General features: G+C 57.6%; 25 protein-coding genes and 4 tRNA genes. 10 read left to right on the top strand and 19 right to left on the bottom strand.

The window, feature by feature from the left end:
• Nucleotides 1-10 precede the first annotated feature (10 nt).
• Nucleotides 11-964, top strand: a complete 954-nt coding sequence (gene metR / locus HB664_RS02385) for an HTH-type transcriptional regulator MetR (RefSeq protein ID WP_023309616.1) — start codon at nucleotides 11-13, stop codon at nucleotides 962-964.
• Here the strand turns inward: metR and HB664_RS02390 are convergent.
• The 3 genes from HB664_RS02390 to pldB all read right to left on the bottom strand — a co-directional run bounded on the left by HB664_RS02390 (nucleotide 852) and on the right by pldB (nucleotide 3,658).
• Entirely contained in the window at nucleotides 852-1,751 is a 900-nt protein-coding gene (locus HB664_RS02390; protein WP_064673083.1) for a carboxylate/amino acid/amine transporter, read from the bottom strand. The two genes, metR and HB664_RS02390, sit on opposite strands and share 113 nt — an antisense overlap.
• Before the next feature lie 82 nt (nucleotides 1,752-1,833).
• Entirely contained in the window at nucleotides 1,834-2,634 is an 801-nt protein-coding gene (gene yigL / locus HB664_RS02395) for a sugar/pyridoxal phosphate phosphatase YigL (protein WP_029741831.1), read from the bottom strand.
• Between the two features lie 31 nt (nucleotides 2,635-2,665).
• A complete protein-coding gene (gene pldB / locus HB664_RS02400) occupies nucleotides 2,666-3,658 on the bottom strand; it encodes a lysophospholipase L2 (RefSeq protein WP_033146896.1) in 993 nt (330 codons plus the stop codon).
• A 110-nt stretch (nucleotides 3,659-3,768) separates the two neighbouring features.
• Between pldB and rhtB the strand changes: the two genes are divergently transcribed.
• Nucleotides 3,769-4,389 (top strand): homoserine/homoserine lactone efflux protein, encoded by a 621-nt coding sequence (gene rhtB, locus HB664_RS02405; RefSeq protein WP_008501533.1) that lies wholly within the window; start codon nucleotides 3,769-3,771, stop codon nucleotides 4,387-4,389.
• Here the strand turns inward: rhtB and rhtC are convergent.
• From rhtC to pldA, 3 genes are all read right to left on the bottom strand, one after another.
• Complete coding sequence (rhtC, locus tag HB664_RS02410) at nucleotides 4,386-5,006, bottom strand: threonine export protein RhtC (protein ID WP_025757538.1); 621 nt, start codon at nucleotides 5,004-5,006, stop codon at nucleotides 4,386-4,388. The two genes, rhtB and rhtC, sit on opposite strands and share 4 nt — an antisense overlap.
• 61 nt (nucleotides 5,007-5,067) lie before the next feature.
• Nucleotides 5,068-6,897, bottom strand: a complete 1,830-nt coding sequence (gene recQ, locus HB664_RS02415; RefSeq protein WP_029741834.1) for an ATP-dependent DNA helicase RecQ — start codon at nucleotides 6,895-6,897, stop codon at nucleotides 5,068-5,070.
• 90 nt (nucleotides 6,898-6,987) lie between these two features.
• A complete protein-coding gene (gene pldA / locus HB664_RS02420) occupies nucleotides 6,988-7,857 on the bottom strand; it encodes a phospholipase A (RefSeq protein ID WP_023333803.1) in 870 nt (289 codons plus the stop codon).
• Between the two features lie 163 nt (nucleotides 7,858-8,020).
• On the opposite strand from pldA, the gene yigI reads away from it, so the two are divergent.
• Together yigI and rarD are read left to right on the top strand one after the other, a co-directional pair.
• Entirely contained in the window at nucleotides 8,021-8,488 is a 468-nt protein-coding gene (yigI, locus tag HB664_RS02425; RefSeq protein ID WP_008501538.1) for an acyl-CoA thioesterase YigI, read from the top strand.
• Between the two features lie 51 nt (nucleotides 8,489-8,539).
• Complete coding sequence (gene rarD / locus HB664_RS02430) at nucleotides 8,540-9,436, top strand: EamA family transporter RarD (RefSeq protein WP_023309622.1); 897 nt, start codon at nucleotides 8,540-8,542, stop codon at nucleotides 9,434-9,436.
• Nucleotides 9,437-9,519: 83 nt separating this feature from the next.
• Here the strand turns inward: rarD and corA are convergent, their stop codons facing one another.
• From corA to HB664_RS02470, 8 genes are all read right to left on the bottom strand, one after another.
• A complete protein-coding gene (gene corA, locus HB664_RS02435; protein WP_008501540.1) occupies nucleotides 9,520-10,470 on the bottom strand; it encodes a magnesium/cobalt transporter CorA in 951 nt (316 codons plus the stop codon).
• 151 nt (nucleotides 10,471-10,621) lie between these two features.
• On the bottom strand, nucleotides 10,622-10,678 hold the full coding sequence (ysgD, locus tag HB664_RS02440; RefSeq protein ID WP_212743980.1) for a YsgD/CorL family protein: 57 nt from the start codon (nucleotides 10,676-10,678) through the stop codon (nucleotides 10,622-10,624).
• 149 nt (nucleotides 10,679-10,827) lie between these two features.
• Nucleotides 10,828-12,990: a DNA helicase II gene (gene uvrD / locus HB664_RS02445; protein ID WP_033146899.1), complete on the bottom strand. Its 2,163-nt coding sequence runs from the start codon at nucleotides 12,988-12,990 to the stop codon at nucleotides 10,828-10,830.
• A 107-nt stretch (nucleotides 12,991-13,097) separates the two neighbouring features.
• Entirely contained in the window at nucleotides 13,098-13,814 is a 717-nt protein-coding gene (yigB, locus tag HB664_RS02450) for a 5-amino-6-(5-phospho-D-ribitylamino)uracil phosphatase YigB (protein ID WP_033146900.1), read from the bottom strand.
• Nucleotides 13,814-14,716, bottom strand: a complete 903-nt coding sequence (gene xerC / locus HB664_RS02455) for a tyrosine recombinase XerC (RefSeq protein ID WP_064673086.1) — start codon at nucleotides 14,714-14,716, stop codon at nucleotides 13,814-13,816. The genes yigB and xerC overlap by 1 nt, the downstream gene beginning before the upstream one ends.
• A complete protein-coding gene (locus tag HB664_RS02460; RefSeq protein WP_023309626.1) occupies nucleotides 14,713-15,420 on the bottom strand; it encodes a DUF484 domain-containing protein in 708 nt (235 codons plus the stop codon). The genes xerC and HB664_RS02460 overlap by 4 nt, the downstream gene beginning before the upstream one ends.
• Nucleotides 15,417-16,241 carry a diaminopimelate epimerase gene (dapF, locus tag HB664_RS02465; RefSeq protein WP_008501545.1) on the bottom strand — a complete coding sequence of 275 codons (825 nt, stop codon included), beginning with the start codon at nucleotides 16,239-16,241 and terminating at the stop codon, nucleotides 15,417-15,419. Before dapF ends, HB664_RS02460 begins: the two co-directional genes overlap by 4 nt.
• A 35-nt stretch (nucleotides 16,242-16,276) precedes the next feature.
• Entirely contained in the window at nucleotides 16,277-16,480 is a 204-nt protein-coding gene (locus HB664_RS02470; protein ID WP_014885650.1) for a lipoprotein, read from the bottom strand.
• A gap of 135 nt (nucleotides 16,481-16,615) precedes the next feature.
• Here HB664_RS02470 and cyaY point away from each other — a divergent pair, with 135 nt between their 5' ends.
• Entirely contained in the window at nucleotides 16,616-16,936 is a 321-nt protein-coding gene (cyaY, locus tag HB664_RS02475) for an iron donor protein CyaY (protein ID WP_023333807.1), read from the top strand.
• Nucleotides 16,937-17,031: 95 nt separating this feature from the next.
• Here cyaY and cyaA read toward each other — a convergent pair whose 3' ends face one another.
• Nucleotides 17,032-19,575, bottom strand: a complete 2,544-nt coding sequence (gene cyaA / locus HB664_RS02480) for a class I adenylate cyclase (protein WP_023309629.1) — start codon at nucleotides 19,573-19,575, stop codon at nucleotides 17,032-17,034.
• A 350-nt stretch (nucleotides 19,576-19,925) separates the two neighbouring features.
• On the opposite strand from cyaA, the gene hemC reads away from it, so the two are divergent.
• The 5 genes from hemC (at nucleotide 19,926) to HB664_RS02505 (ending at nucleotide 25,413) form a co-directional block, all read left to right on the top strand.
• Complete coding sequence (hemC, locus tag HB664_RS02485; protein ID WP_033146903.1) at nucleotides 19,926-20,867, top strand: hydroxymethylbilane synthase; 942 nt, start codon at nucleotides 19,926-19,928, stop codon at nucleotides 20,865-20,867.
• Nucleotides 20,864-21,604, top strand: coding sequence for a uroporphyrinogen-III synthase (gene hemD / locus HB664_RS02490; protein WP_047059115.1), 741 nt, complete (start codon nucleotides 20,864-20,866; stop codon nucleotides 21,602-21,604). The genes hemC and hemD overlap by 4 nt, the downstream gene beginning before the upstream one ends.
• A gap of 20 nt (nucleotides 21,605-21,624) precedes the next feature.
• Nucleotides 21,625-22,827 carry a uroporphyrinogen-III C-methyltransferase gene (gene hemX, locus HB664_RS02495; protein ID WP_094935544.1) on the top strand — a complete coding sequence of 401 codons (1,203 nt, stop codon included), beginning with the start codon at nucleotides 21,625-21,627 and terminating at the stop codon, nucleotides 22,825-22,827.
• 2 nt (nucleotides 22,828-22,829) lie between these two features.
• On the top strand, nucleotides 22,830-24,029 hold the full coding sequence (gene hemY / locus HB664_RS02500; protein WP_219940807.1) for a protoheme IX biogenesis protein HemY: 1,200 nt from the start codon (nucleotides 22,830-22,832) through the stop codon (nucleotides 24,027-24,029).
• Between the two features lie 172 nt (nucleotides 24,030-24,201).
• Nucleotides 24,202-25,413, top strand: a complete 1,212-nt coding sequence (locus tag HB664_RS02505; RefSeq protein ID WP_219940317.1) for an MFS transporter — start codon at nucleotides 24,202-24,204, stop codon at nucleotides 25,411-25,413.
• A 507-nt stretch (nucleotides 25,414-25,920) separates the two neighbouring features.
• Here HB664_RS02505 and HB664_RS02510 read toward each other — a convergent pair.
• The 4 genes from HB664_RS02510 to HB664_RS02525 form a co-directional block, all read right to left on the bottom strand.
• Nucleotides 25,921-25,997, bottom strand: a tRNA-Pro gene (locus tag HB664_RS02510).
• Between the two features lie 45 nt (nucleotides 25,998-26,042).
• Nucleotides 26,043-26,128, bottom strand: a tRNA-Leu gene (locus tag HB664_RS02515).
• 22 nt (nucleotides 26,129-26,150) lie between these two features.
• Nucleotides 26,151-26,226: transfer RNA gene (locus HB664_RS02520), tRNA-His, on the bottom strand.
• Between the two features lie 67 nt (nucleotides 26,227-26,293).
• A tRNA-Arg gene (locus HB664_RS02525) sits at nucleotides 26,294-26,370 on the bottom strand.
• Nucleotides 26,371-26,409: the final 39 nt, after the last annotated feature.

A 26,409-nucleotide genomic window follows, 5' to 3' on the forward strand; every position in this document is an offset into this window, starting at 1 on the left:
AAGGACTTTCATGATCGAGATTAAACACCTGAAAACGCTACAAGCGTTGCGGAACTGCGGTTCGCTCGCGGCGGCTGCGGCCACGCTGCACCAGACCCAGTCCGCCCTTTCTCACCAGTTCAGCGATCTGGAACAACGCCTCGGCTTCCGTCTTTTTGTGCGTAAGAGCCAGCCGCTACGCTTTACGCCGCAGGGTGAAATTCTTCTTCAGCTGGCGAATCAGGTACTGCCGCAAATCGCGAGCGCGCTGCAGGCGTGTAACGAACCGCAGCAGACCAAACTGCGAATCGCCATTGAGTGCCACAGCTGTATTCAGTGGCTGACCCCCGCGCTTGAGAACTTCCGCCAGAAGTGGCCGCAGGTGGAGATGGACTTCAAATCCGGCGTGACCTTTGACCCGCAGCCGTCGCTGCAGCAGGGCGAGCTGGATCTGGTCATGACCTCTGACATCCTGCCGCGCAGCGGCCTGCACTATTCGCCGATGTTTGATTATGAAGTGCGCCTGGTGCTGGCGCCGGATCACCCGCTGGCCGCCAAAACGCGCATCACGCCGGAAGACCTGGCGACAGAGACGCTGCTGATTTATCCGGTGCAGCGCAGCCGCCTGGATATCTGGCGCCACTTCCTGCAGCCGGCAGGCATTAGCCCGCAGCTGAAAAGCGTGGATAACACCCTGCTGCTGATTCAGATGGTGGCGGCCAGAATGGGTATCGCGGCGCTGCCGCACTGGGTGGTGGAGAGTTTTGAACGCCAGGGTCTGGTGCAGACCAAAACCCTGGGTGAAGGATTGTGGAGCCGACTGTACGCCGCCGTGCGCGATGGCGAGCAGCGTCAGCCGATTACGGAGGCGTTTATTCGCTCAGCGCGGAACCACGCGTGCGACCATCTTCCGTTTGTGCGGAGCGCGGAGCGACCCATCGGCGATGGACCCACAGCGAAGCCAGGATCACCGCTCCCCCAATAAGGAAGCTCGGCCAGTGCGGCTGTTGCTGCCAGATGGCGAGGTTGACCAGCAGCCCTGCCGGGACATGCACGTTGTTCATGATCCCCAGCGTACCGGCGTCTACCTGCGTAGCGCCGTAGTTCCACATGAAGTACCCCAGCCCTGACGCCACTACGCCCAGCCAGACCAGAACGCCCCACTGCACGGCGGTGGTCGGCAGCTTTTGCGGATTACCGAGCATAAACCACGCCGCCACCGCGACAATCGCGGCGCCCATATAGAACCAGGCAAACGCGTTATGCTGCGGCATCGGGCGGGTTTCCATCAGGCGTTTATAGCCCACCATGCCGATGGCGAAGCTGATGTTGGCGAGCTGGACGAACATCAGCCCGGTCCAGAAGTGATCGCTGACTTTGTCATAGCGAATAATCGCCGCGCCGATCACCGCCAGCGCCGCGCTCAGCAGGTATCCCCAGCGCAGACGGCGTCTGCTGAGCAGGTCGTAAATCAGCGTGATATAGAGCGGCGTCAGCACGGTAAAGAGCAGGAATTCGGAGACGGACAGGTAGACGTAGGCCCGGAAGCTGAACAAATACATGATGCCGAGCTGCATCGCCCCCACCAGCATATACAGCACAATCGTTTTCAGCGATTGCCCGCGCTTGCGCAGAAACGGCAGGAAAACCAGCGCCGCCAGCCCCACGCGCATCAGCACCGAGAAGTAGCTGTCGACCGAACCGGCAAGGTATTCGCCAATCAGGCTAAAGGAGAAGGCCCACAGGATAGTGGTGATAATGAGTAGCGCCACAATGCTTGTCTCTCAGAAAGAAGGAGAGGCATTGTAGCGAACTCTTTAGTTGACAACTGAGCAATAAACAACCGAATGAAGATTATTCAAGGAACAGTTTGCGCAGATACTTCGGTACCGCGTTGTCAGCGTTAGAACCAATCACTTCCAGCTCAGGGTGCAGATCCTTCAGACGCTGGTGCGCGTTCTGCATGATGCAGCCCTTGCCCGCCATCGAAAGCATCTCGGCGTCATTCATGCCGTCACCAAAGGCGATACAGTCTTTCAGCCCGAAGCCCAGACGTTTCGCAACCGCTTCCAGCGCGTGACCTTTAGAGACGCCGCCCGCCATCACTTCCAGACAGGTCAGGGTTGAGAAGCTCACGTTGACGCGATCGCCCCAGCGGGCGTTGATCGCCTGTTCAAGCGGGAGCAGCTCTTCGTGGCTGTCACAGGTGAAGAACACCTTGCTGATCCCTTCCGGCTCCAGCAGGCCCGGTTCGTAGAGGGAGTAGTTGAATACCGCTTCCTTGAAGAAACGCATTTCATCCGGGCGGTGGCGGTTCATGAACCAGTCGTCGTCGCGGTAAACGTTAGTGACGATAGCCGGGTTGTTATGCACCACGCCGAACAGATCGGCGGCGATATCGCGATCCAGGTTGTGGGTAAAGATCAGGTTGCCGTCGGTATCATGCACGCGCGCACCGTTGGAGGTGATCATGTACGATTTGATCTCAAGATTATCGCGGATCTGCCCCACGTCCACGTGGTGGCGGCCGGTGGCGAACACAAAGTTCACGCCACGGGCAGTCAGGAGTTTTAAGGTCTCTTTCGCGTAAGGCGACAGGGTGTGGTCGGGGGAAAGCAGCGTGCCATCTAAATCAGATGCAACAACCTGGTACATAGGGATTTCAACCTCTGGTGGAAAACAAGAATCAATTATGCCTGTTGAAAAATTCAACAATGGCGTTAAGCGCGACTGAGCGCATAGCGTCCTTTTCAAAAAGGATCTCATGGAACGCGCCGTTAATGACCAGCGGTTTACCCCCTTCACAAGGGTGACCGGCTGCAGCGCGCAGTTCACAATAGCGGTCATGCATGCGGTTATCCACCACACGCTCTTCTTCCGCCTGGATCAGAAGCGTCGGCGTGTCATCATCGCCTACGCCCGCCAGCACCTGCTCACCGGCCAGAATACCCTCCCGCACCCAGTGCCAGGTCGGGCCGCCGACGCGCAAGCGCGGTTCATCGGCATAAAAGCGCAGGTTGCGGCGATAACGCTGCCGGCTGTGGGTTAAGACGTTGATGGCGAACGGCAGCGCGCGCCAGCGTCCTGTGCCAATGGCATAACCTTCACGAATGCGCTGATGGCCCTCAGCCCAGTCAAGAAGATGGCGCACCATCCAGTCAGGAAAACGGATGACGATACCGTACATCGGCGCGGTGAGCGCAATGGCGTCGCACTGGTGCGCGTAACGCTGCAAAAACAGCGTCGAAATGGCGCCGCCCATGGAGTGCGCAAGAATATACCGCTTGCGCCAGGGACCGGGCTGAACGTCCTGCTGCCAGAACGCGGCAAAATCGTCGACGTAATCGCTGAAGCGATCGACGTGCCCACGGTGCGTGTCCGGCAGCATACGTCCGGACAGCCCCTGTCCACGATGGTCGATGATCAGGACATCGAACCCCATATGGACCAGGTCATAGGCCAACTCGGCATATTTAACGTAGCTTTCAATACGCCCAGGGCAGACCACTATCACCCGGTCATTTTTTTCATTTCGGAAACGAACGAAACGCACCGGGACGCCCCCGATGCCCGTAAACTCATCTTCCTCACGCTGCCGCCAGAAATCGGTCAGCGGCCCCATAGAGAAAGCAGCAAAAGCGTTTTCTCGTGTTTCCCAGTCCTTTTTCTGCTGAAACATTGGGTTTCCACTCACGTAATCCAGGGAATATCGTTTTTTTCGTCACCGGTCACAAAATGACTCAATAATAGCGTATTGTGGCATAAAAATAGACGGTTCGGGAGTTTCAAATGACCTTCGAATGGTGGTTCGCCTACCTGCTGACATCCATTATCCTCAGCCTTTCTCCGGGTTCGGGTGCTATTAACACCATGACCACCTCCATCAACCACGGCTACCGCGGTGCGGCAGCGTCGATTGCCGGTTTGCAGACCGGGCTGGGCATTCATATTGTGCTGGTCGGGATCGGTCTGGGGACCCTGTTCTCCCGCTCCGTGCTGGCCTTTGAGGTGCTGAAATGGGCCGGGGCAGCGTATCTGATTTGGCTCGGCATCCAGCAGTGGCGCGCGGCAGGCTCCATCAACCTGAATACGCTGGCTCAGACGCAAAACCGCGGCCATCTGTTTAAGCGTGCGGTGTTCGTCAACCTGACCAACCCGAAGAGCATCGTTTTCCTCGCCGCGCTGTTCCCGCAGTTTATCGTTCCGCATCAGCCGCAGGTGATGCAGTACGTGGTGCTGGGCGCGACCACCATTATCGTCGACATCATCGTGATGATTGGTTACGCGACGCTGGCGCAGCGAATTGCGGCATGGATTAAAGGGCCTAAGCAGATGAAGGCCCTGAATAAAGTCTTTGGTTCGCTGTTTATGCTGGTTGGCGCGCTGCTTGCGTCAGCGCGTCATGCTTAGCGAGAAATGATGAGATGAATGCCGAAGCCGGCGAACAGCGCGCCGGCGAAGCCGTCAATCCACTTCGCGATACGCTGGTAGCCGCGGCGCATTGCCGGTAAGGCGAACAGGCTGGCTACGATGGTAAACCAGGCAAAGGTTTCAACGACGATCAGCAGGAAGATGCCCCAGCGTGCGCCCGCGCCGACGCTATCGCCGACAAACAGCGAGAACACCGAGCCGAAATAGATAATCGCTTTTGGGTTCGCCAGATTGGTCAGCAGCCCTTTTACAAAGCTGCGACCGCCCGTAGCCAGCTCGACCTTCGGCTCTTGCGGTTTTTTCTCTTCTTTCTTCAGCGCCCCGCGCAGCATCTGGTAGCCCATCCAGCACAGGTACAGCCCGCCGCCGACCATAATGATGTTATGCAGCCAGGCCATCTTCGCCAGGATAAGGTTCAGACCGAGCAGCGCAACGGCCGCCCAGACCATAACGCCCATGGTGATACCGAGCACGCCCATCATCGCCTCTTTGCGGGAGCGGCTGACGGCCGTTTGTGATACGAAGAAAAAGTCCGGGCCGGGGCTCATCAGCGCAACGATGTGCACTAACGCCACGGTGAGAAATAGCATTAACATAATTAGCTCGCGGGGAAATAATTTAGTGAGTCATCATCCTGGCACTTTTTCGCCCGGCTGACTACTCCTCATCATCACCGTCGGCGTGAGAGCGGATGAGCGCCATAAACTCTTTACCGAAGCGCTCCAGCTTGCGCGTTCCCACGCCGTTGACGCTGAGCATCTCGCTGGCGCTGAGCGGCATCTGCTCGGCCATCTCGATCAGCGTCGCGTCGTTGAACACCACGTAAGGCGGGATGTTTTCTTCGTCGGCGATGGCCTTACGCAGCTTGCGCAGTTTGGCAAACAGCTTGCGGTCGTAGTTGCCGCCGTAGGATTTCTGCATCACGCGTGGCTTCAGGGCGATGACGCGCGGCACGGCGAGCTTGAGTTCAACGTCACCGCGCAGGACCGGACGCGCCGCCTCAGTCAGCTGCAGGGCGGAGTGCTGGGCAATGTTCTGCGTGGCGAAGCCGAGGTGGATCAGCTGACGAATGATACTCACCCAGTGTTCGTGGCTCTGCTCCTTGCCAATACCGTAGACGGGCAGCTTGTCGTGGCCCATATCGCGGATACGCTGGTTATTGGCGCCGCGCAGCACCTCCACCACGTAGCCCATCCCGAAGCGTTGATTCACACGGTAAATGGTCGAGAGCGCTTTACGCGCGTCCATCAGGCCATCGTACTGTTTCGGCGGATCGAGGCAGATATCGCAGTTGCCGCACGGCTCCTGGCGCCCTTCACCAAAGTAGTTGAGCAGAACCAGACGACGGCAGGTTTGCGCTTCGGCAAACGCGCCCATCGCGTTGAGCTTGTGGCGCTCGATATCCTGCAGCTGTCCCTGCGGCTTCTCTTCCAGACAGCGGCGCAGCCACGCCATATCGGCCGGATCGTAAAACAGCATCGCTTCCGCAGGCAGACCGTCACGCCCGGCGCGGCCGGTTTCCTGATAGTAGGATTCGATATTGCGCGGGATGTCGAAGTGCACCACAAAGCGCACGTTGGGCTTGTTGATCCCCATCCCAAACGCCACCGTTGCGACCACGATCTGCAGGTCATCGCGCTGGAATTTCTCCTGCACGTCGGCGCGGATGTGGTTCTCTAATCCGGCGTGATAGGCGGCGGCGCTAAAGCCGCGGTTTTGCAGACGCGCGGCGGTGTCTTCCACCTTCGCACGGCTGTTACAGTAGATGATGCCGGACTTGCCGCGCTGCTCCTGGACGTAGCGCAGGAGCTGATCCAGCGGCTTGAATTTTTCCATCAGCATATAGCGGATGTTAGGGCGGTCGAAGCTGCTGACCTGAATATAGGGGTCGTTCAGCCCGAGCAGACGAACGATGTCCAGACGGGTGGTGTCATCCGCCGTGGCGGTAAGCGCCATAAACGGCAGCTCGGGGAAGCGCTGACGCAGCTGGCCGAGGGCCGCGTATTCCGGGCGGAAATCGTGTCCCCACTGGGAAATACAGTGCGCTTCGTCCACCGCCAGCAGGACCGGGTTCCAGTGCGCCAGGTGGTCGAGGAAGTTATCCAGCATCAGGCGTTCCGGCGCGATATACAGCAGGCGGATCTGCCCGGTACGACAACCGGCCATCACCTCTTGCTGCTGCTCCCGGGTTTGGGTCGAGTTGAGACAGGCCGCCGCCACGCCGTTGGCGAGCAGCTGGTCAACCTGGTCTTTCATCAGAGAAATAAGGGGGGATACCACGACCGTCAGGCCGTTAAGCACCAGCGCGGGCACCTGATAACAGAGGGACTTGCCGCCACCGGTCGGCATCACCACCAGGCAATCACGACCTTCCAGCACCGTTTCAATGATGGTTTCCTGGCCGGGGCGGAACTGCTGGTAGCCAAAGGTTTCATGCAAAACCTGTTTAGCCAGCGACTCCTGATTCAATACTTCCGCCTGCGCCACGTTAACCCCATATGCCAGAAATGAAACAGGCGCTATTTTCAGCGCCTGAGAGAGAAACTTCAACGTTTAACGCAAAAACATTCGAACAGCCTAGAGAATATCGTTCAGCATCACGCCCACGCCGACGCGGGTCTGGTTGAAGTTGTAATCGATAAGCGACTCGCCGTAACCGCTGTACACCTGCGTATAGATACGGACATGCTTCGTCATTGGATAGCTTAAGCCCACTTCCGCACCGCCGTAGCCGGTGTTCCAGTTGTACTGGCCTTTGGCGCTGAGCACGGCATCACCCAACTGATAGCCGACTTTGAGCTGGTAGTAGCCCATATATTTGGTGATATCCGGGTTGTCATCGGTTTCGCCCACCACATACCACGGCTTCACTTCCACCATCCAGTTACCGTTCTGCGCCATCAGACGCGTATAGGCACGGTTCCAACTGCGCGAGGTAGGATCAGAGCGACCGTTGGAATCGTGGTTAAAGCCCACTTCGACGTCACGCAGCGTCCAGCCCGCAAACTCATAATCCGTTGCAAAACCGAGGAACAGCTGCGGCTCATAGTTGGTTTCACGAAACGGCGAGGACTCTCCGCTGTTAGAGAGCTGCCACCAGGATTTCTGGGTGTAAGACGCCCCGAGCACCGAGTTCGGCCCCAGAATACCGCGCCAGAACGGGAACGCCAGGCTGAGCTGGAACTTCACCTCATCTTTACGCGCATTATCAGACCAGTTATAGGAGCTTATCGCCTCTTTGTTAAGATCGCTGGTCTGGGTGTAAATCACATAGTTGGTGTCATACGGATAGAGCGTGAACGGATTGTCATGCTCCTGAAGAAGGTTCGCGATAATGCTACCGTGAACGGCAGGTTTATCATGCACCTCTTTGATCGTTGCTTCCTGCGCATATGCTGTGAGGGGCAGCGCAACCGCCGCCAGTAACCAGGCCAGATACGTCCGCATCGGTGGTGTTCTCCTGCAAAAGAGTAAAATTAGCTGAATAGTTATGTGGCGAACATTCTACAGACTTCTGCGACAACTGCTGCATCCTCGTTTCTGAAAGTGGAATTCCTTGTTGCCGAGGCATAAAATCAACATTTCGTTAACAATAAGGATGTGATGCCTCATGTCAGCCATGCTTACCGCCGAAGAAGTGTTAAAACTCGTGGGCGAGATTTTTGTTTACCATATGCCGTTTAACCGCGCGCTGGGACTGGAGCTGGAGCGTTACGAGAAAGATTTTGCCCAGCTGAGCTTTAACAACCAGCCGATGATGGTGGGTAACTGGGCGCAAAGTATTTTGCACGGCGGCGTGATTGCCTCCGCGCTGGACGTGGCGGCAGGTCTGGTCTGCGTGGGCAGCACGCTGACCCGCCATGACACCATCAACGAAGACGAACTCCGCCAGCGTCTGGCGCGCATGGGCACCATTGATTTGCGCGTCGACTATCTTCGCCCGGGGCGCGGAAATCGCTTTACCTGTACCAGCAGCCTACTGCGCGCGGGAAATAAAGTTGCCGTGGCACGCGTTGAATTACACAACGAAGAGCAGGTATATATCGCCAGCGCAACCGCCACTTATATGGTGGGTTGAGGCGGCAAAATCGGGTAAAATTAATTCACTTTTTTGTAACGGATTTTCCCGATGGATGCTAAACAGACGCGGCAGGGCGTTTTACTCGCCCTTGCCGCTTATTTTATTTGGGGTATCGCCCCGGCGTATTTCAAGCTTATCGCCTACGTTCCGGCCGATGAGATCCTGACTCACCGTGTTATCTGGTCATTCTTCTTTATGATTGCGCTGATGAGCCTCAGCCGTCAGTGGTCGGGCGTCAAAACGCTGCTGCAAACCCCGAAAAAGATTTTCCTGCTGGCGCTCTCCGCGGTGCTGATTGGCGGCAACTGGCTGCTGTTTATCTGGGCGGTGAATAACCATCACATGCTAGAAGCGAGCCTGGGGTACTTCATTAACCCGCTGGTGAATATCGTGCTGGGGATGATTTTCCTCGGTGAGCGCTTCCGCCGGATGCAGTGGGTGGCGGTGATTCTGGCCTTCTGCGGCGTACTGGTGCAGCTCTGGACCTTCGGCTCGCTGCCGATTATTGCCCTCGGTCTGGCGTTCAGCTTTGCATTCTACGGCTTGGTGCGTAAGAAGATTGCGGTGGAAGCGCAGACGGGGATGCTGTTTGAAACCCTGTGGCTGCTGCCCGTGGCGGCGATTTATCTCTTCGGCATCGCCGACAGCGCCACCAGCCATATGGGCAGCAACCCGTGGTCGCTGAACCTGATGCTGATGGCGGCGGGCGTGGTGACCACCATTCCACTGCTGTGCTTCACCGGTGCCGCGACGCGTCTGCGTCTCTCCACGCTGGGCTTCTTCCAGTACATTGGCCCGACGCTGATGTTCCTGTTGGCGGTGGTGTTCTACGGTGAGGTGCCGGGGGCGGATAAGATGGTGACGTTCGCCTTTATCTGGGTGGCGCTGGCAATCTTTGTTGCGGATGCGATTTATACCCAGCGCAGGGTGCGCAAAGGGTTGTGATGTTGCCCTCACCCTAACCCTCTCCCACAGGGAGAGGGAATTCGATCGTAGGGCGGGTTAGCGAAGCGCCACCCGCCAGATTTTTACAGCCAGTTCCGGCGCTTAAAGTACAGATACGGCGCCAGCCCCGCGAGGATCATGAAGATAATCGCCCCCGGGTAGCCAAAGCTCCACTTCAGCTCCGGCATAAACTCAAAGTTCATCCCGTAGCTGGACGCCACCAGCGTCGGCGGCAGGAACACCACGGACACCACCGAGAAGATCTTGATGATGCGGTTCTGCTCGATGTTGATAAAGCCCATCGCCGCCTGCATCAGGAAGTTCACCTTCTGAAACAGGGATTCGTTGTGCGGCAGCAGGGATTCGATATCGCGTAAGATCTCACGCGCCTGCTCCAGCTGACCGCCCGGCAGACGCGCCTTGCGCACCAGGAAGTTCAGCGCGCGCTGGGTATCCATCAGACACAAGCGCACCTTCCAGCCGATATCTTCCAGCTCCGCCAGCGTGGAGAGCGCTTCGTCGTACTCATCGCCCTGATGGCCTTCCATGATCACGCGGCTCAGCTTTTCCAGATCGCTGTAGATGTTTTCAATTTCGTCCGCCAGCTGTTCAATTTTGGTCTCGAACAGATCGAGCAGCAGCTCGTAAGCGTTACCGTCCACCATTGCCTGGCTGCGGGCGCGCATGCGGTAGAGGCGGAATGCCGGCAGCTCGCGCTCGCGCAGGGTAAACAGACGGCCGTCGCGAATGGTAAACGCCACGGTGGAGTTACCCGCGTGGTCTTCCGCATCTTCAAAGAAGAAGAAGGAGTGAATATGCAGACCGTCTTCGTCTTCAAAAAAACGCGCGGATGCTTCGATGTCTTCCAGTTCCGGGCGGGTTGCCAGGCTTTGCCCCAGTTCAGATTGTACGCGAAGGCGTTCATCGTCGTCCGGCTCGACCAGATCCACCCATACGGCATCAATGAGGGGCTGTGACTCTTCGGCTTCAAGCCGAGTCAGTCGGTTATTTTCGAGTTGAAATGCGCTCAACATGACCGGGACTCCCAATGCAAAAAATATCGGACAGTTCGGTGGGCACACAGAAACAAATTGGGTTTCAGACCATTAAACAGCCTGACTCAGCGCGACGGGAATAATGCAGGTCGCTGACAACCACTAAGGCCATCAGCAAGAGGAGATAGCCTTAGGAGTTGTTCCTGGATGACAGGGAATTGAGCCAGTATCTACTGGGTGTGTCCAAGGCGAATGTCCTCTTAGCGTAATCGTGCGCGCATGTTACGCCAGCTATAACTGTGGCGTCAACACGCAACGGAACGCTGAAGGGCATTAATTGACCTTCGCTGTATAAGGCTAGCAGATTATTACAAAATAATGATATTTTTCTGAATGTTAGACTGTTTCCAGCTTCGCATAGGCCGCCACCAGCCATTTGATCCCCTGCCCCTGGAACGCCACCTGCAGGCGGCTGTGCTCGCCGCTGCCTTCCAGATTCACAATAGTGCCTTCGCCAAACTTCGAATGGCGCACGCGCTGGCCCAGCTTGTAGCCGGTGTCGGTTTCCGCAATCGGCGAGCCCATGCGCTGATGGCTGACCGGACGGCTGATGCTCGCCCGCAGACGCACCTCTTCCACGCACTCCTCCGGCAGTTCGCCGATAAAGCGCGACGGACGGTGATAAACCTCTTTGCCGTACAGACGGCGGGTTTCGGCGTAGGTTAGCGTCAGCTTTTGCATCGCGCGCGTCACGCCCACGTAGGCCAGACGACGCTCCTCTTCCAGACGTCCGCCTTCATCCAGCGACATCTGGCTCGGGAACATCCCCTCTTCCATCCCGACAATAAACACCTGCGGGAACTCCAGACCTTTGGCGGAGTGCAGGGTCATCAGCTGAACCGCATCCTGCCAGGTGTCCGCCTGCCCTTCACCCGCTTCCAGCGCGGCGTGGGAGAGGAACGCCTGCAGCGGCATCAGATCTTCGTCTTCTTCGTTGTAGCTGAACTGGCGCGTTGCCGTGACCAGTTCCTCTAAGTTCTCAATACGGGTCTGGCCCTTCTCGCCTTTCTCCTGCTCGTACATGGTTCGCAGGCCGGAGTCTTTAATCACCCGGTCGGTCTGCACGTGCAGCGGCATGTCGGCGGTTTCCTGCGCCAGAGCGTCAATCAGCTCAAGGAAGCGCTGTAATGCGCTGGCGGCACGTCCGGCGAGCGCTTTTTCCTGCAGCAGCTCGCGGCACGCCTGCCACAGCGTCAGCTGGCGATCGCGCGAGGCCTGACGCACAACGTCCAGCGTGCGGTCGCCAATCCCGCGGGTCGGCGTATTGACCACGCGTTCAAACGCCGCGTCGTCGTTGCGGTTCGCAATGAGGCGCAGATACGACAGCGCATCTTTGATTTCCTGGCGCTCGAAGAAGCGCATGCCGCCATAAATGCGGTACGGCATGCTCACCTGCAGCAGCGCCTCTTCCAGCACGCGCGACTGGGCGTTGCTGCGGTAGAGAATGGCGCACTGCTCCAGCGCGCCGCCGTTGTCCTGCCAGGTTTTGATGCGGTTCACCACGAAGCGGGCTTCGTCGAGCTCGTTGAAGGCGCAGTAAATCGAAATCGGTTCGCCGTCGACGCCATCGGTCCACAGCTTTTTACCCAGACGCCCGTTGTTGTTCTCAATGAGGGCGTTGGCCGCGCTCAGGATGTTGCTGGTTGAACGGTAGTTCTGCTCCAGACGGATGGTTTCCGCGCCGGGGAAATCGTTGAGGAAGCGCTGGATATTCTCCACCTGCGCCCCGCGCCAGCCGTAGATCGACTGGTCATCGTCGCCCACGATCATCACCTTGCCGGTATCACCGGCCAGCAGGCGGATCCACGCGTACTGGATGTTGTTGGTATCCTGGAATTCGTCCACCAGGATATTGGTGAAGCGTTCGCGGTAGTGCTGCAGGATGTGCGGCTTGTTGAGCCACAGCTCGTGGGCGCGCAGCAGCAGCTCGGCGAAATCCACCAGGCCGGCGCGATCGCACGCTTCCTGATAGGCCTTGTAGACGTTCTGCCAGGTCTGCTCGACCGGGTTGCCGAAGCTCTGAATGTGGTGCGGGCGCAGCCCTTCGTCCTTCTGGCCGTTGATGTACCACATTGCCTGACGCGGCGGCCACTGCTTCTCGTCGAGGTTCATCGCCTTGATCAGGCGCTTCAGCAAGCGGAGCTGGTCTTCGCTGTCGAGGATCTGGAAATCCTGCGGCAGGTTGGCGTCCATATGGTGCGCGCGCAGCAGGCGGTGCGCCAGGCCGTGGAAGGTGCCAACCCACATGCCGCCCTGGCTGGTGCCCATCAGCTGAGCGATACGGTGGCGCATCTCTGCCGCCGCCTTGTTGGTAAACGTCACCGCCATGATGGAGTACGGGGAGCAGTTCTCCACGCTCTGCAGCCAGGCGATACGGTGAACCAGCACGCGCGTCTTACCACTGCCCGCCCCAGCCAGCACCAGCATGTTGGTGCGCGAGGCGGCAACCGCATCACGCTGTTTGTCATTAAGGCTGTCGAGCAGGTAAGAAACGTCCATTGGCACCGTCACATAGTATTCAGGAACACAGCAAAGCGCCCGGTGGCGCTTCGCTTACCGGGCCTACAACTGCAAACCCCTGGTAATTTATACAATATTACTGGTGATTATATCAGCGTCGTGAGGGATGCCAACCGTGAAATTTCCACGTGCGGCAGAAGACGGCTGTCGGTTGCGGTCATCAGCTCCGCATTTTCCGGCTTGATCCAGCAGGCCTGCATCCCGCAGCGAATAGCACCGGCCACGTCTGTGGTCAGGTCATCCCCCACGTGCAGAATGTTACCCAGCGGCAGGTTAAGCTTATCCGCCGCCAGATGGTACATATCATTAAACGGCTTCGCGCGCCCGTGCGGGCCCGCGCGCAGCACAAATTCAAAGTAATCGCTGAGGCCAAACAGCTCGGGCTGGGCATTGCCGTTGGTGATGGCCACCAGCGGCCACTTTTCGGCAAGCTTCGCCAGCGTGTCGTGGGTCTCCTGCGGCACGTCGATACGGCTGCGCCATTTGGCAAAGTTTTCCATGGCCGCTTCGGCACCGATGGCCGCGTCCTGCGCGCTCAGGCCAGCATTGAGCATCGCCTGCTCGACCGCACGACGACGCCATTCGGTCACGTCGTGGTAAATGTCCGGCTCGGTTTCCCGCAGGGACTGACGGAGCTTCTGAAAGTCCTTGTTCTGTATCGCTTTCAGCGCGGGGTGGTAGTTCTGCACAAACGCCAGCGACTCCTGCTCGGTACGCAGGATCACCTCGCGGTTGTCATAAAGGGTGTCATCAAGGTCAAACGTCAGAGCTGAGATCTGACCGAGTGGGCGGTAAAAACGCATTATTTCCCCCGTTTGGCGCGTGGATGCGCCGCGTCATACACCGAGGCAAGGTGTTGGAAGTCTAAGTGGGTATAAATTTGTGTGGTCGACAGGTTCGCGTGGCCAAGCAGTTCCTGCACGCCGCGCAGATCGCCGCTCGACTCAAGCATGTGTGTCGCAAAGGAGTGGCGCAGCTTGTGCGGGTGAACGTGGCTGTTCAGCCCCTGCTTAATGCCCCACTCCGCAAAGCGCTTCTGGACGTTACGCGCCGAGATCCGTTTGCCGAGCTTCGACAGGAACAGCGCATCCTCTTCGCTGCCAAACAGCCCGCGCAGGTCAAGCCAGTGCTCAATCCAGGAAACCGCATTGCGGCCAATCGGCAGGCGGCGCTCTTTGCTGCCCTTGCCCATCACCCACACTTCACCGGATTCCAGATCGAGGTGTTTGATATCAAGATTAACCAGCTCGGACAGACGCAGCCCGGCACCGTACATCACCTCCAGCATCGCGCGGTCGCGCACGGCGAGCGGATCGTTAAGGTCGATATCCAGCAGGCGGTTTACGTCGTCGACGTCGATATTTTTAGGCAGATGGCGCGGCGCTTTCGGCGTGGCGATCCCCTTTGCCGGGTTGGCTTTTAAGCCCCCCTGGCTGACCAGCCAGTCGAAGAAACTGCGCAGCGCTGAGAGCCTGAGCGCCAGGCTCGCCGGGCTGAGATTTTTTTTACGGCTACGCACGACGAACCCGCGTACCGTCGCAGCGTCACATTGTTGCCAGCTTTTCAGGCCGATGTCGTCGGCGATCTGCATGATGGCATCAAGCTGACGCTGGTAGTTGAGCAGGGTAATGGGGCTAAGCTGACGCTCCACGCCCAGATAGCGCAGAAAGCGCGAGACGTCAGTGGCGAGCAGTCCGTCCATCATACGCGCTCAATCCAGCGCTCCAGCAGCTCGGGCAGCATCAGGGCGATCTCCTGCAGCAGGTGCGTGGCTTGCCCCTGCTCATAGTGATGCGCATCGCGGCTGGTAAATAACATGACTCCCAGATCGCCATCGCGCCCCATCAGCGACATCGCCACCGAGCCAATCGCTTTGGCTTCCGGTAACACCACCAGTAGCTCAGGCCCGTTCAGCGGCCCCAGATAGTGGTGCTCATGGCCCAGACGCTGAATGCGCAGCGGTTCAAACGCCTGACGGCTGAGCGCCAGATGGGTGAACCCCGACGGTGCGCCAATGCGCCAGCGGTCAGGGAAAAGGCGAATCGTTGCGCCCGCCAGCCCCAGCTCGCGAGCCCAGCGGTGGAAGCGGCTGAGGAACTCGTCAAGACTGTGCGCCGACGCCAGACGCGCCTGCAGATGCAGCAGACGATAGAACAGGCTTTCGTTGGTGCTGGCCTGCTCCATCAGCAGCGTCATGTTCTCTTCTAGCTGATTGATGTGGTTGCGCGAGCGCGCCATGTGCCATTCGACCAGCGACACGGTCCCGCGAACCGGATGCGGCACGCGCATCTCTTCGACGACGCGTGCATTACGAATAAAAAACTCAGGATTGCGCAGCAGATAATCAACAACAGCTCTGTCGTCCAGTTCCGTCACTGTTTCCTGCAGTTCTTCCCCTGGTTGTTTCATAGATGGATAAACCCGTCATAGACATGTGCCGCCGGGCCAGTCATATACAGTGGATGACCCGGTCCTTTCCAGGCGATATCAAGCCGACCGCCTGGTAACTCCACGCGAACCTCTTCAGCCAGTAACCCCTGGGAGATGCCCACGGCCACCGCTGCACAGGCACCGCTTCCGCAGGCCTGAGTCTCGCCCGCGCCGCGCTCGTAAACCCGCAGGCGAATGTGCTCGCGCTTCACCACCTGCATAAATCCGATGTTCGCGCGCTCCGGGAAACGTTCGTGGCTTTCAAGCACCGGGCCGAGCGTTTCGACCGCGGCGGTTTCCACATCATCAACCTGAATCACGCAGTGTGGGTTACCCATTGAGACGACGCCGCACAATACTGTCTGCTCGGCCGCACGCATAATATAGGTCTTTTCCGCTTTGTTTGCGCGAAACGGCACGACGGAGGGCTCGAAGTTAGGCTCGCCCATGTTCACGCGCACCAGCTCATCATCGGTGACGCTGAGCACCATGCGGCCATTGGCCGTGCTGACGCGAATATCACGCTTGTTGGTCAGCCCTTTCAGGCGGACAAAGCGGGCAAAACAGCGCGCGCCGTTGCCGCATTGATTAACTTCGCTGCCGTCCGCGTTAAAAATACGGTAGTGGAAATCGAGGTCGGGATCGTACGGTGGCTCGACCACCAGCAGCTGATCGAACCCCACGCCCAGATGCCGATCCGCCAGGCGACGGATCAGTTCCGGGGAGAAAAACACATTCTGCGTTACCGCGTCGACGACCATAAAATCGTTGCCAAGGCCATGCATTTTAGAGAACTGCATCATTTGCTCCATTGCGCGGGTACAGAACGTTGTCGTCAGAGATTAACCTGAGTCGGGCCACCGTTGTCGCCACGATCGTTAGTATTTGGCGTGGTAGACTCAATGCCGCTTTGCACGGGTTTCGTCGGCGGCGGCGCGGTTTTATCCGCAGGTGGGAAGTACAGTGGTCCCTTCAGTCCGCAGCCAGTCAGGCTAAACAGCGTGATGAGAACGGCAAGCGTTCGGAAAGCGTTTTTCATTATAAAGTTGCCCGTAAGTTCAAATCTGTTTCTATCATCGCAGGAGAAGACACAAAAGCAAGAGTTTGCCGCTTTCCTGCAACGGGAATTATTTAGGGTTATACTGCCGGCATCACGAAAAACAGGAACAAAACCATGAACGACAGTGAATTCCATCGCCTTGCCGACAACCTGTGGATGACCATCGAAGAGCGTCTTGACGACTGGGACGGCGACAGCGATATCGATTGTGAAATCAACGGCGGCATTCTGACCCTGAGCTTCGAAAATGGCAGCAAAATTATTATTAACCGCCAGGAGCCGCTTCACCAGGTGTGGCTGGCCGCGAAACAGGGCGGCTATCATTTCGATCTGAAGGACGGGGAATGGGTTTGCGACCGTAGCGGCGTACCGTTCTGGGATCTGCTGGAACAGGCGGCGACCGCGCAGGCGGGTGAGGCTGTGAGTTTCAGGTAGTTTTGTTGCCGGGTGGCGCTGCGCTTACCCGGCCTACGGGTTCGAGCTGTTGTAGGCCCGGTAAGGCGTAGCCGCCACCGGGCGAGCGAAAAGGCTCAGGAGAAATACTGCTGCAACAGCGGCGCGGTGTCCTGATTGGCAGGCGCGGCTGGCGTTACGGCCTGTGTACGGAACGGGATCACCTGCGTACGTCCGTCGACGTTCACAATCTGGTAGAACTGCGGCAGGTTAAAGTTGATAAAGCTTGAGCCGTAGGTGAAACGGTCATGCGAAGAGGAGTAGAAGCGGCTGACGTCGCGCACCAGCTCCTCTTTACTGCCTTCACAGTGGTGATACACCTCGGCGCGGTTGGTTTCATCCAGAATGTAGATGTTGAACCCGGCATCGTCGCCCGACTCTTCAAAGAAGAACTGAATAATCCCTTCGCTGGCGAATCCGTCCACCACCTGCGGGAGCTTAACGTGGTTGGTTTCCACCTGCACCGACAGGCCATGCAGCTTGTTGTGTGAAATCGCGCCGTAGAACTCGATGGCGTTTTCCAGCTTCTGTACCGACACGTTCAGGCGTTCGAAGAACAGGCCCCAGGTCTGACCGGAGACGCGCAGCGCTTTAAAGCGCCCGGTTTCCTGGCGGGTACTGGACAGACGCAGTTCGATACACTCAGAAACCAGCTGCTGCACGCGGGTACGAATTAAACCGCGCAGGTGCTGGCTGTAGCAGAACACCTCAACGCTGTCCGGCGGTGCGGCATCCTGGTGCATCTTGCCGAGAATCGTTTTCAGCGCTTCGATCATCGCCTGCTCGCCGTTGAAATGCAGGGTACGCACTTCGTTCCACGAGTTGCGGTACAGCAGATCCACGCTGCCCACCAGGCAGTTTTGCTGCTCGCCAAAGCTGAAAACGTCCAGCTTGCGGAAGTCAAAGTGAACCACCTGATTGCGGAAGGCCGCCGTCGGGTCGTATTCCAGGTTGACGATAATCGCCAGATGGCGAATTTCGCACGGGCTGTAGAGCGCTTTCGGCGTTGGGGCAGGCAGACGCAGCGGGAAGTGGTGCGACACATCCGCGACCATCTCCTGCAGCTTAGCGAGATCTACCACCTCGTTACCTTTGATAAACAGGCGCGTGCGCGAGGTCAGCAGGCCGTTAAACCAGGCCCAGGCCACCAGCTTGTTCAGGTAGCGGTTATACTCCAGCGGCTGATGGCTGATGATTGAGTCCATGCTTGGCGCACGGTTATACAGATACCACCCGGTGCGGTTTGCGCGGCCCGGCGGCACGTAGATAAAGGTCAGATTCGGTTCTGACAGGTCTGGCGAAATCTGCGGGTTAACCAGGGTGACTTTGCCCGGCAGCGCTTCAAACGCGGCGTACAGCTTACGGGTCAATACCCCGATGTCCTGCGGGCTGGCGGAAACGCTGAGGTTGTTACGGCGCGCAAAGCGGATCAGGTTACGGTAGCTTTGCATCATCGCATCGAGCAGTTCGTTGTGCGCTTCACGCACCTGATCGATTTTCCAGTTGGCCCGGTTGTCGAGCATGGACAGACGTGCTTCGTCCCATCCCCACTCTTTCACTAACTGACTGACCACTTCACGACGCCAGCCCACGCAGGCGCGCTCGCGGCTCAATTTCTCACAGACTTTGAGATAGAAACATCGACGCACCAGGTCAAGACGCGTGGTGTCATCAATGGCTTTCAGGTATTCGGTCACGCGCTCCAGCATCATGCAGTAAGCGTCCAGCCCGAAGGAGACGATCTCCCCGTCGTGCAGACGCTGCTTGATATCTTTCGCCAGCAGGCGCGGCGTAGGGTATTCCCAGGAATAGGCTTCCAGCAGCAGCGTTTTCAGCACCGCTTTGTACGGTGAGTCGATACTTTTATAGAGCTGCCAGAGGCTTGCGCCAAAGTACTCTTCGGCTGACAGAGAGCTGAGGCCGCCAAGATCCAGCCATTCGTTTGGCGTCAGTACGCCCTGCGCGTAAAGCGACATGACGTAGTCATCGTAATGCTCTTCTTCTTCGCAAGGGACCATATTCCACAGAATACGCTTTCCGGCCAGACGCACAGCAGTACGGTAAAATTCATCCAGCAGTAAGATGTGCTGGGTCGAGCCGCAGTCCTCACCACCCAGACTGCCGCTTTCGTTATGGCGGAAACGGTTTTCATCAATCAGGAAGAAGCTTACTTCCACGCCGAGCGAGGCCGCCCAGCTCTCCAGCAGGCTGCACTTGCGTTGCAGCAGCTGACGCTCGTCGTTATCGAGCCAGGACTGATGGCAGACCCAGATGTCCAGGTCCGAAGAACAGCTTTGCCCTACCGATGAAGTGCTCCCCATAGAGTAAACGCCGGTAATCGGCAGTTCACCTTTCGGAGACTCCTGTGGCGGCATGCCGCGGTAGAGTTCCAGCTCGTTCAGGTAATGCTGTTGGGTTTCATCAGGCGTGAAAAGGCAAATGCCCTGGGGAACGTTACCGTCAAGGTAGCCAGGCATCAGCGGATGGTGATAGTGCAATAATGTCGGCAGCAGACTGTATACCTGCTGGAAAGCAGGGCCCATGGCAGCAAGCGCGCGATCCACACGCAGTTGATTAATGGCATCCAGTCTCTGTTTCAGAGTCTCAATATAGAGGTACAAGACGTATCGCCTGATGTTTCCGGGTGTCGCAAGCTATTCAAAACACGAATAACAGCGGACCCGCAGTATTTCAAAAAGATAACCGTTACCCTTTTTCGCCCTTATCATTTTTGGTGGTAGCGACGAAAAAATGGTCTAAAACGTGATCAATTTAACACCTTGCCGGTTGACCGTAAAGAAAGATGCGCTACATACAAGTGTAGCACCGTTCTGTACGTGTAAATTCCTGAATACGGCTATGGCTGACGAATACGCCGCCTTGTCCCTCTCACGCTTCATCAACCGTAAAACTGCCATCCCAGAGTCAACAATGTTAGGATGGTTAGCGATTGATAATGACGGTAACAAGCATGTTAGACAATGTTTTGAGAATTGCCACACGCCAAAGCCCCCTCGCGCTCTGGCAGGCACATTATGTGAAGCAGCGCCTTGAAGCCTGCCACAGTGGATTGCGCGTCGAGCTGGTGCCGATGGTCACGCGCGGTGACGTGATCCTCGATACGCCCCTGGCGAAAGTGGGCGGCAAAGGCCTGTTTGTCAAAGAACTGGAACTGGCATTGCTTGAGAACCGCGCCGATATCGCCGTACATTCAATGAAAGACGTGCCTGTCGAGTTCCCGGAAGGGCTGGGGCTGGTGACCATCTGCGAGCGCGAAGATCCGCGCGATGCGTTTGTCTCTAACCACTATGACTCGCTCGACGCGCTGCCGGAGGGTAGCGTGGTTGGCACGTCCAGTTTACGCCGTCAGTGTCAGCTGGCAGAGCGCCGTCCTGACCTGATCATTCGCTCGCTGCGCGGTAACGTCGGCACGCGTCTGGGCAAGCTGGATAACGGCGATTACGATGCCATTATCCTCGCCGTTGCCGGCCTCAAGCGTCTGGGGCTGGAGTCGCGCATTCGCGTGGCCTTGCCGCCAGAGCTGTCGCTTCCGGCCGTGGGCCAGGGTGCCGTCGGCATCGAGTGCCGTCTGGACGATGCGCGTACCCGCGAACTGCTCGCACCGCTGAACCATGACGAGACCGCTATCCGCGTAAAAGCCGAGCGTGCGATGAATACCCGCCTCGAAGGAGGATGTCAGGTACCGATTGGCAGCTATGCTGAATTAACAGAAGGTGAGCTGTGGCTGCGCGCGCTGGTGGGCGCTCCGGACGGTTCCCAGATGGTACGCGGCGAACGTCGCGGTAAAGCGCAAGATGCCGAGCAGCTTGGCGTGTCGCTGGCGGAAGAGCTGCTGGATAACGGCGCCCGCGAGATTCTGGCTGACGTTTATAATGGAGAGCCCCCTGCATGAGTATTCTTGTCACCCGCCCTTCTCCCGCAGGAGAGCAGTTAGTGAGCCGTCTGCGCACACTGGGGCAGGTGGCCTGGAGTTTTCCGCTCATTGAATTCTCCCCCGGTCGGGAGCTCTCCGCGCTCGCCGACCAGATGAATACCCTTCAGGAAGGCGACCTGCTGTTTGCGCTGTCGCAACATGCCGTGGAATTTGCCCACGCGCAGCTGCAACAGCAGGGGTTGGCCTGGCCACTTGCCCCCCGCTATTTCGCGATTGGCCGCACAACGGCACTGGCGCTGCATACCGTAAGCAGCGCGGACGTTCGTTACCCGTTAGATCGGGAAATCAGCGAAGTCTTGCTACAATTACCTGAATTACAAACTATTGCCGGAAAGCGTGCGCTCATTTTGCGCGGCAACGGTGGCCGCGAACTGCTGGGCGAAACGCTGCGTGAACGTGGTGCAGACGTGACGTTCATTGAGTGCTATCAGCGCTGTGCAAAACACTACGATGGCGCGGAAGAGGCGATGCGCTGGCACGCGCGCGGCATTAATACGCTGGTGGTCACCAGCGGTGAAATGTTACAACAGCTTTGGTCGCTGATACCGCTTTGGTATCGCGAAAACTGGTTACTCCGCTGTCGGCTTCTGGTCGTCAGTGAGCGTCTGGCGAACCAGGCCCGGGAACTGGGCTGGCAGGATATTCGGATCGCTGATAACGCCGACAACGATGCGCTGCTGCGCGCATTACAATAACTCTCAAATGGGAAGCCATAATGACGGAACACGACAAATCCTCCGCCGTGGTTGAAGAGACCAGGGAGACTGTGGAGACGACGCCACAGCCAGAGACGACTGAGAAAACCGCTGAGAAGAAAAACGGCAGCAACAAAACGAGCCTCGCGCTGAGCGCGATTGCCATTGCCATTGCGCTGGCAGCAGGGGTTGGCCTGTACGGCCTGGTGAAGCAACAGGGTGCTAACCAGACGTCCACCAGCGATGCGCTGGTGAATCAGCTCACTGCCCTGCAAAAAGCGCAGGAGACGCAGAAAACCGAGCTGGAAACGGTGATTAAGCAGCAGGCCGCCGCGCTTGCCGAGGCGAACAGCAAACAGGAAGAGCTGGCTAAACAGCTGGGCGACGTGCAGCAGAAAGTCGCCACGATTTCCGGTACCGATGCCAAAACCTGGCTGCTCTCGCAGGCTGACTTCCTGGTGAAGCTCGCCGGACGTAAGCTCTGGAGCGATCAGGACGTCACCACTGCCGCCGCGCTGCTGAAAAGCGCCGATGCGAGCCTGGCAGACATGAACGACCCGAGCCTTATCACCGCGCGACGCGCGATCACCGAGGACATCGCCAGCCTCTCCGCCGTCTCGCAGGTGGATTACGACGGCATTATCCTCAAGGTGAACCAGCTGTCGAATCAGATTGATAACCTGCAGCTGGCGGATAACAACGACGACGATTCCCCGATGGATTCCGACGGTACCGAGCTTTCCAGCTCCCTGAGCGAATGGCGCATAAACCTGCAGAAAAGCTGGCAGAACTTTATGGACAGCTTCATCACTATCCGCCGTCGCGACGAAACCGCCGTGCCGCTGCTGGCGCCGAACCAGGATATCTATCTGCGCGAGAACATTCGTTCCCGCCTGCTGGTGGCGGCTCAGGCCGTGCCGCGTCATCAGGAAGAGACATACAAACAGGCGCTGGATAACGTCTCGACGTGGGTACGCGCCTACTACAACACCGATGATGCGACGACCACCGCCTTCCTCGAAGACATTGATAAGCTGAGCCAGCAGAACATCACCATGAACGTGCCGGATAAGCTGGCCAGCCAGCCGATTCTGGAGAAACTGATGCAGACGCGCGTACGTAACCTGCTGGCGCAGCCGGGCGTACCGGCAGAGCCGACGGACGGAGCGGCACCTGCTCCGGCTCCGGCTCCGGCGCCTGAAAGCGCACCACAAGGAGAGTAATGATGCTAAAAGTTCTCTTACTCTTCATCCTGCTGATCGCCGGGATCGTGCTGGGACCTATGCTTGCGGGTCATCAGGGTTACGTCCTGATCCAGACGGATAACTACAACATTGAAACCAGCGTAACCGGCCTGACGATCATTCTGATCCTCGGCGTGGTGGTGCTGTTTGCGATCGAGTGGATCCTGCGCCGTATTTTCCGCACCGGTGCCCACACGCGCGGCTGGTTCGTTGGTCGTAAACGCCGCCGCGCCCGCAAGCAGACCGAACAGGCGCTGCTTAAGCTTGCAGAGGGTGACTATCAGCAGGTTGAAAAGCTGATGTCGAAAAACGCCGACCATGCCGAACAGCCGGTAGTGAATTATCTGCTCGCTGCCGAAGCGGCGCAGCAGCGCGGTGACGAAGCCCGCGCCAATCAGCATCTGGAGCGGGCGGCAGAGCTGGCTCACGGCGACCCGATTCCTGTAGAAATCACGCGCGTTCGCCTGCAGCTGGCGCGCAATGAAAATCACGCGGCGCGTCACGGTATCGATCGCCTGCTGGAAGTTGCGCCACGTCATCCGGAAGTGCTGCGTCTTGCCGAGCAGGCGTATATTCGTACCGGCGCCTGGGGCTCGCTGCTGGACATCATTCCGTCGATGGCGAAGGCCGAGGTGGGCGACGATGAACATCGTGATGAGCTTCAGCGTCTGGCATGGATTGGCCTGATGGATCAGGCGCGCGCCGACCTGGGCAGCGACGGTCTGAAAACGTGGTGGAAGAATCAGAGCCGTAAGACGCGCCAGCAGGTTCCTCTGCAGGTCGCCATGGCGGAACATCTTATTGAATGTGACGATCATGACACGGCTCAGGAGATCCTCCTCGATGGCCTGAAGCGCCAGTATGACGATCGTCTGGTGATGGTGATCCCGCGTCTGAAAACCAATAATCCTGAGCAAATCGAAAAAGTGCTGCGTCAGCAGATTAAAACCGTCGGTGACCGACCGCTGCTGTGGAGCACGCTCGGTCAGTCGCTGATGAAGCACGGAGAATGGCAGGAGGCGAGCCTCGCCTTCCGCGCGGCGCTGAAGCAGCGTCCGGACGCGTTTGACTACGCGTGGCTTGCCGATACGCTGGACAAGCAGCACAAGCCGGAAGAGGCAGCCGCCATGCGGCGTGACGGATTGCTGCTAACGCTGCAAAATAACAGTACGCAGCAGTAAATAAAAAGGAGGCCAGAGGGTCTCCTTTTTTTATCGCCTTTCTCCTGCTACATTCTTTGCACCCACATCCGCAAACGAATCCGCCAATGTAACGATGTCTTTTCATTAACCTTTTTTCACACACGCGCACATTTTGCAGCGTGGACTAAATCGTTTTTGAAAGGAAATCTCCATGAACTCGCTTTTGTATGCGCTTATCCAGGCGCTGCGCTGCCACCGCTGGCTGCGCCTGCTTGCCTGTGCTTTTATCTTTTCTTCGCTGGGGAATGGTCTAACCCAGGTTGTGGTCTTCGGTTTGCTGCTGGCGTGGTCAGCCCCGCCCGCTCTGCTCACACTCGCTTTTCTTTTCGCTACGGTACCAGGGTTCATCGGCAGTATCTTCGGCGAAAAGCTATGCTCACGCTTTTCGCCGATATCCCTGCTGATACTGACCGAGGGGCTGGGCCTGCTCGCCCTGCTCTTTCCCCTGCTTGGTGTGGGTTACCACAGTATTGCCGCATTGCTCGCCGTGCAATCCACCGAAGCCCTGCTCAGCGGGATGAGCTGGCCCGCGCTGACATTGCTCTTTAAGCGCGGTCTCAGCGAAGCGGAGCTGCCCGCTGCAACCTGTCTGGAAAATGTGATTTTTGCTTCTCAGGTGTTGTTAGGGACCGGCCTGGGCGTGGTGCTGTTTCAGAAGACGTCCGTGTTTACCCTGCTGGCTATTGATGCCGCCAGCTTTCTCGGGTCAGTGGTACTGCTATGGCTGGCTGGGCGCCGGTTTTCTCCGGCACCACATCCCACCGCTGTGGAAAGGGGAGTTTCTGCAACATTACGCTGGCAGGCGTTGACCGTTCGGCAAAAACGCAGCCTGCTCATCCTGCCGGCGCTGGCTGCCGTCGGCTCACCGGCGATGGCGCTTCTTCCGGCACTGGCCCAGCAGCTTAGTCCTCAGGATGCGGCGGGCCTTGCTTTGCCTCTGCTTTTCGCGAGGAGTCTGGGGCAGCTTTGTGGCCCCCTGCTGCTAAAAAAAGAGAGCCTGACGCGCATTGCGGCCCACACGCCGCGAATAATCGTTTGCCTGAGCATCTTTCTGGCCGCTTATGGCATGCTGCCTTTTTTGTCCGGGTGGACGGTATGCGCGCTGGGGATGATCTTTATCGCACATCTGGCCTCGAATGTTCTCTTCGCAGCGGGCACGTTTGGGGTACTCAGTAGTTTTCCTCTCACGCAAACCGCTTCGGCCAGCGGTAAAGCCTGGCGCTGGCAAACGCTCAGCGCCTCTCTTTTCACCGGCATTGCAGCGGCGGTAGCTTCAGGGTTTGGCTCCGTACAGGCGCTCTATGCTGTCTCTGTATCGGCCCTGCTGATGGTTGCCCTGATCATGCGCCTGTATCGGGATTAAGGCATAAAAAAACGCCTGCTATAAAAGCAGGCGTTAAAACAGGTCTGTAAGACAACATATTTGGTGCTTCACTCAACGTTGTGTCCATGGTGTCTGATGAGGCCGAAGCGACATCTGTCAGTGGACGATAAGCACCGTAAATGGCTCTGCGTCATTCCTGAGTTTATGAGGCACTAAGGCGAACATAAGAGATGGAATGAGCATCTACACGCATATTATTGCACGTAACGTGCCAACATGACACCCAGAACTTTTAAATGACGCAACATTTTAAGATAAAAGGAAATTATGCTGCCTGGCGCCGTCTTAGGCTCTACAACGTATCGGGAAAAGACGGGAATATGTCTCCAGGAGGAGACAGCAAAACCCATAAATGGTTATTTTTTTAATTTTCAATGAGTTGCATGTCGCTGGATTGCGACAAAGAAAAAGGGTGCTGTCGGGGCATGACTACAGGGATGAGAACTCGCAGAAAACAAAAAACCCCGCCGAAGCGGGGTTCAAAATTGGTCGGCGAGAGAGGATTCGAACCTCCGACCCACTGGTCCCAAACCAGTTGCGCTACCAAGCTGCGCTACTCGCCGATGTACTGCTTTTTGAATTTTTAGTTCAATTCATTTAAAAAGTCGTGGTGCGAGGGGGGGGACTCGAACCCCCACATCCAAAGGACACTAACACCTGAAGCTAGCGCGTCTACCAATTCCGCCACCTTCGCAATTCACAACTCTTTCAAATAATGGGGTGGCTAATGGGATTCGAACCCACGACAACTGGAATCACAATCCAGGGCTCTACCAACTGAGCTATAGCCACCACTGTATTCTTTCACGCGGTACTGACTACTTCTCAGACCACCGCAGCTCTAGCGCCGGGACTAAAATGGCGCGCCCGACAGGATTCGAACCTGAGACCTCTGCCTCCGGAGGGCAGCGCTCTATCCAGCTGAGCTACGGGCGCTTAGCGCCGTTGCGGGGCTGGATATTACGTACCTCCGTC

The sequence above is a fragment of the Enterobacter sp. DNB-S2 genome, assembly GCF_019443845.1.
Lineage (GTDB): Bacteria > Pseudomonadota > Gammaproteobacteria > Enterobacterales > Enterobacteriaceae > Enterobacter > Enterobacter asburiae_B.

Excerpts from the sequence above, each read along its gene's own strand:
- metR (WP_023309616.1), top strand. The coding sequence starts at position 11 with ATGATCGAGATTAAACACCTGAAAACGCTACAAGCGTTGCGGAACTGC.
- yigL (WP_029741831.1), bottom strand. The coding sequence starts at position 2,634 with ATGTACCAGGTTGTTGCATCTGATTTAGATGGCACGCTGCTTTCCCCC.
- pldB (WP_033146896.1), bottom strand. The coding sequence starts at position 3,658 with ATGTTTCAGCAGAAAAAGGACTGGGAAACACGAGAAAACGCTTTTGCT.
- rhtB (WP_008501533.1), top strand. The coding sequence starts at position 3,769 with ATGACCTTCGAATGGTGGTTCGCCTACCTGCTGACATCCATTATCCTC.
- rhtC (WP_025757538.1), bottom strand. The coding sequence starts at position 5,006 with ATGTTAATGCTATTTCTCACCGTGGCGTTAGTGCACATCGTTGCGCTG.
- pldA (WP_023333803.1), bottom strand. The coding sequence starts at position 7,857 with ATGCGGACGTATCTGGCCTGGTTACTGGCGGCGGTTGCGCTGCCCCTC.
- yigI (WP_008501538.1), top strand. The coding sequence starts at position 8,021 with ATGTCAGCCATGCTTACCGCCGAAGAAGTGTTAAAACTCGTGGGCGAG.
- rarD (WP_023309622.1), top strand. The coding sequence starts at position 8,540 with ATGGATGCTAAACAGACGCGGCAGGGCGTTTTACTCGCCCTTGCCGCT.
- corA (WP_008501540.1), bottom strand. The coding sequence starts at position 10,470 with ATGTTGAGCGCATTTCAACTCGAAAATAACCGACTGACTCGGCTTGAA.
- uvrD (WP_033146899.1), bottom strand. The coding sequence starts at position 12,990 with ATGGACGTTTCTTACCTGCTCGACAGCCTTAATGACAAACAGCGTGAT.
- yigB (WP_033146900.1), bottom strand. The coding sequence starts at position 13,814 with ATGCGTTTTTACCGCCCACTCGGTCAGATCTCAGCTCTGACGTTTGAC.
- xerC (WP_064673086.1), bottom strand. The coding sequence starts at position 14,716 with ATGATGGACGGACTGCTCGCCACTGACGTCTCGCGCTTTCTGCGCTAT.
- HB664_RS02460 (WP_023309626.1), bottom strand. The coding sequence starts at position 15,420 with ATGAAACAACCAGGGGAAGAACTGCAGGAAACAGTGACGGAACTGGAC.
- dapF (WP_008501545.1), bottom strand. The coding sequence starts at position 16,241 with ATGCAGTTCTCTAAAATGCATGGCCTTGGCAACGATTTTATGGTCGTC.
- HB664_RS02470 (WP_014885650.1), bottom strand. The coding sequence starts at position 16,480 with ATGAAAAACGCTTTCCGAACGCTTGCCGTTCTCATCACGCTGTTTAGC.
- cyaY (WP_023333807.1), top strand. The coding sequence starts at position 16,616 with ATGAACGACAGTGAATTCCATCGCCTTGCCGACAACCTGTGGATGACC.
- hemC (WP_033146903.1), top strand. The coding sequence starts at position 19,926 with ATGTTAGACAATGTTTTGAGAATTGCCACACGCCAAAGCCCCCTCGCG.
- hemD (WP_047059115.1), top strand. The coding sequence starts at position 20,864 with ATGAGTATTCTTGTCACCCGCCCTTCTCCCGCAGGAGAGCAGTTAGTG.
- hemX (WP_094935544.1), top strand. The coding sequence starts at position 21,625 with ATGACGGAACACGACAAATCCTCCGCCGTGGTTGAAGAGACCAGGGAG.
- hemY (WP_219940807.1), top strand. The coding sequence starts at position 22,830 with ATGCTAAAAGTTCTCTTACTCTTCATCCTGCTGATCGCCGGGATCGTG.
- HB664_RS02505 (WP_219940317.1), top strand. The coding sequence starts at position 24,202 with ATGAACTCGCTTTTGTATGCGCTTATCCAGGCGCTGCGCTGCCACCGC.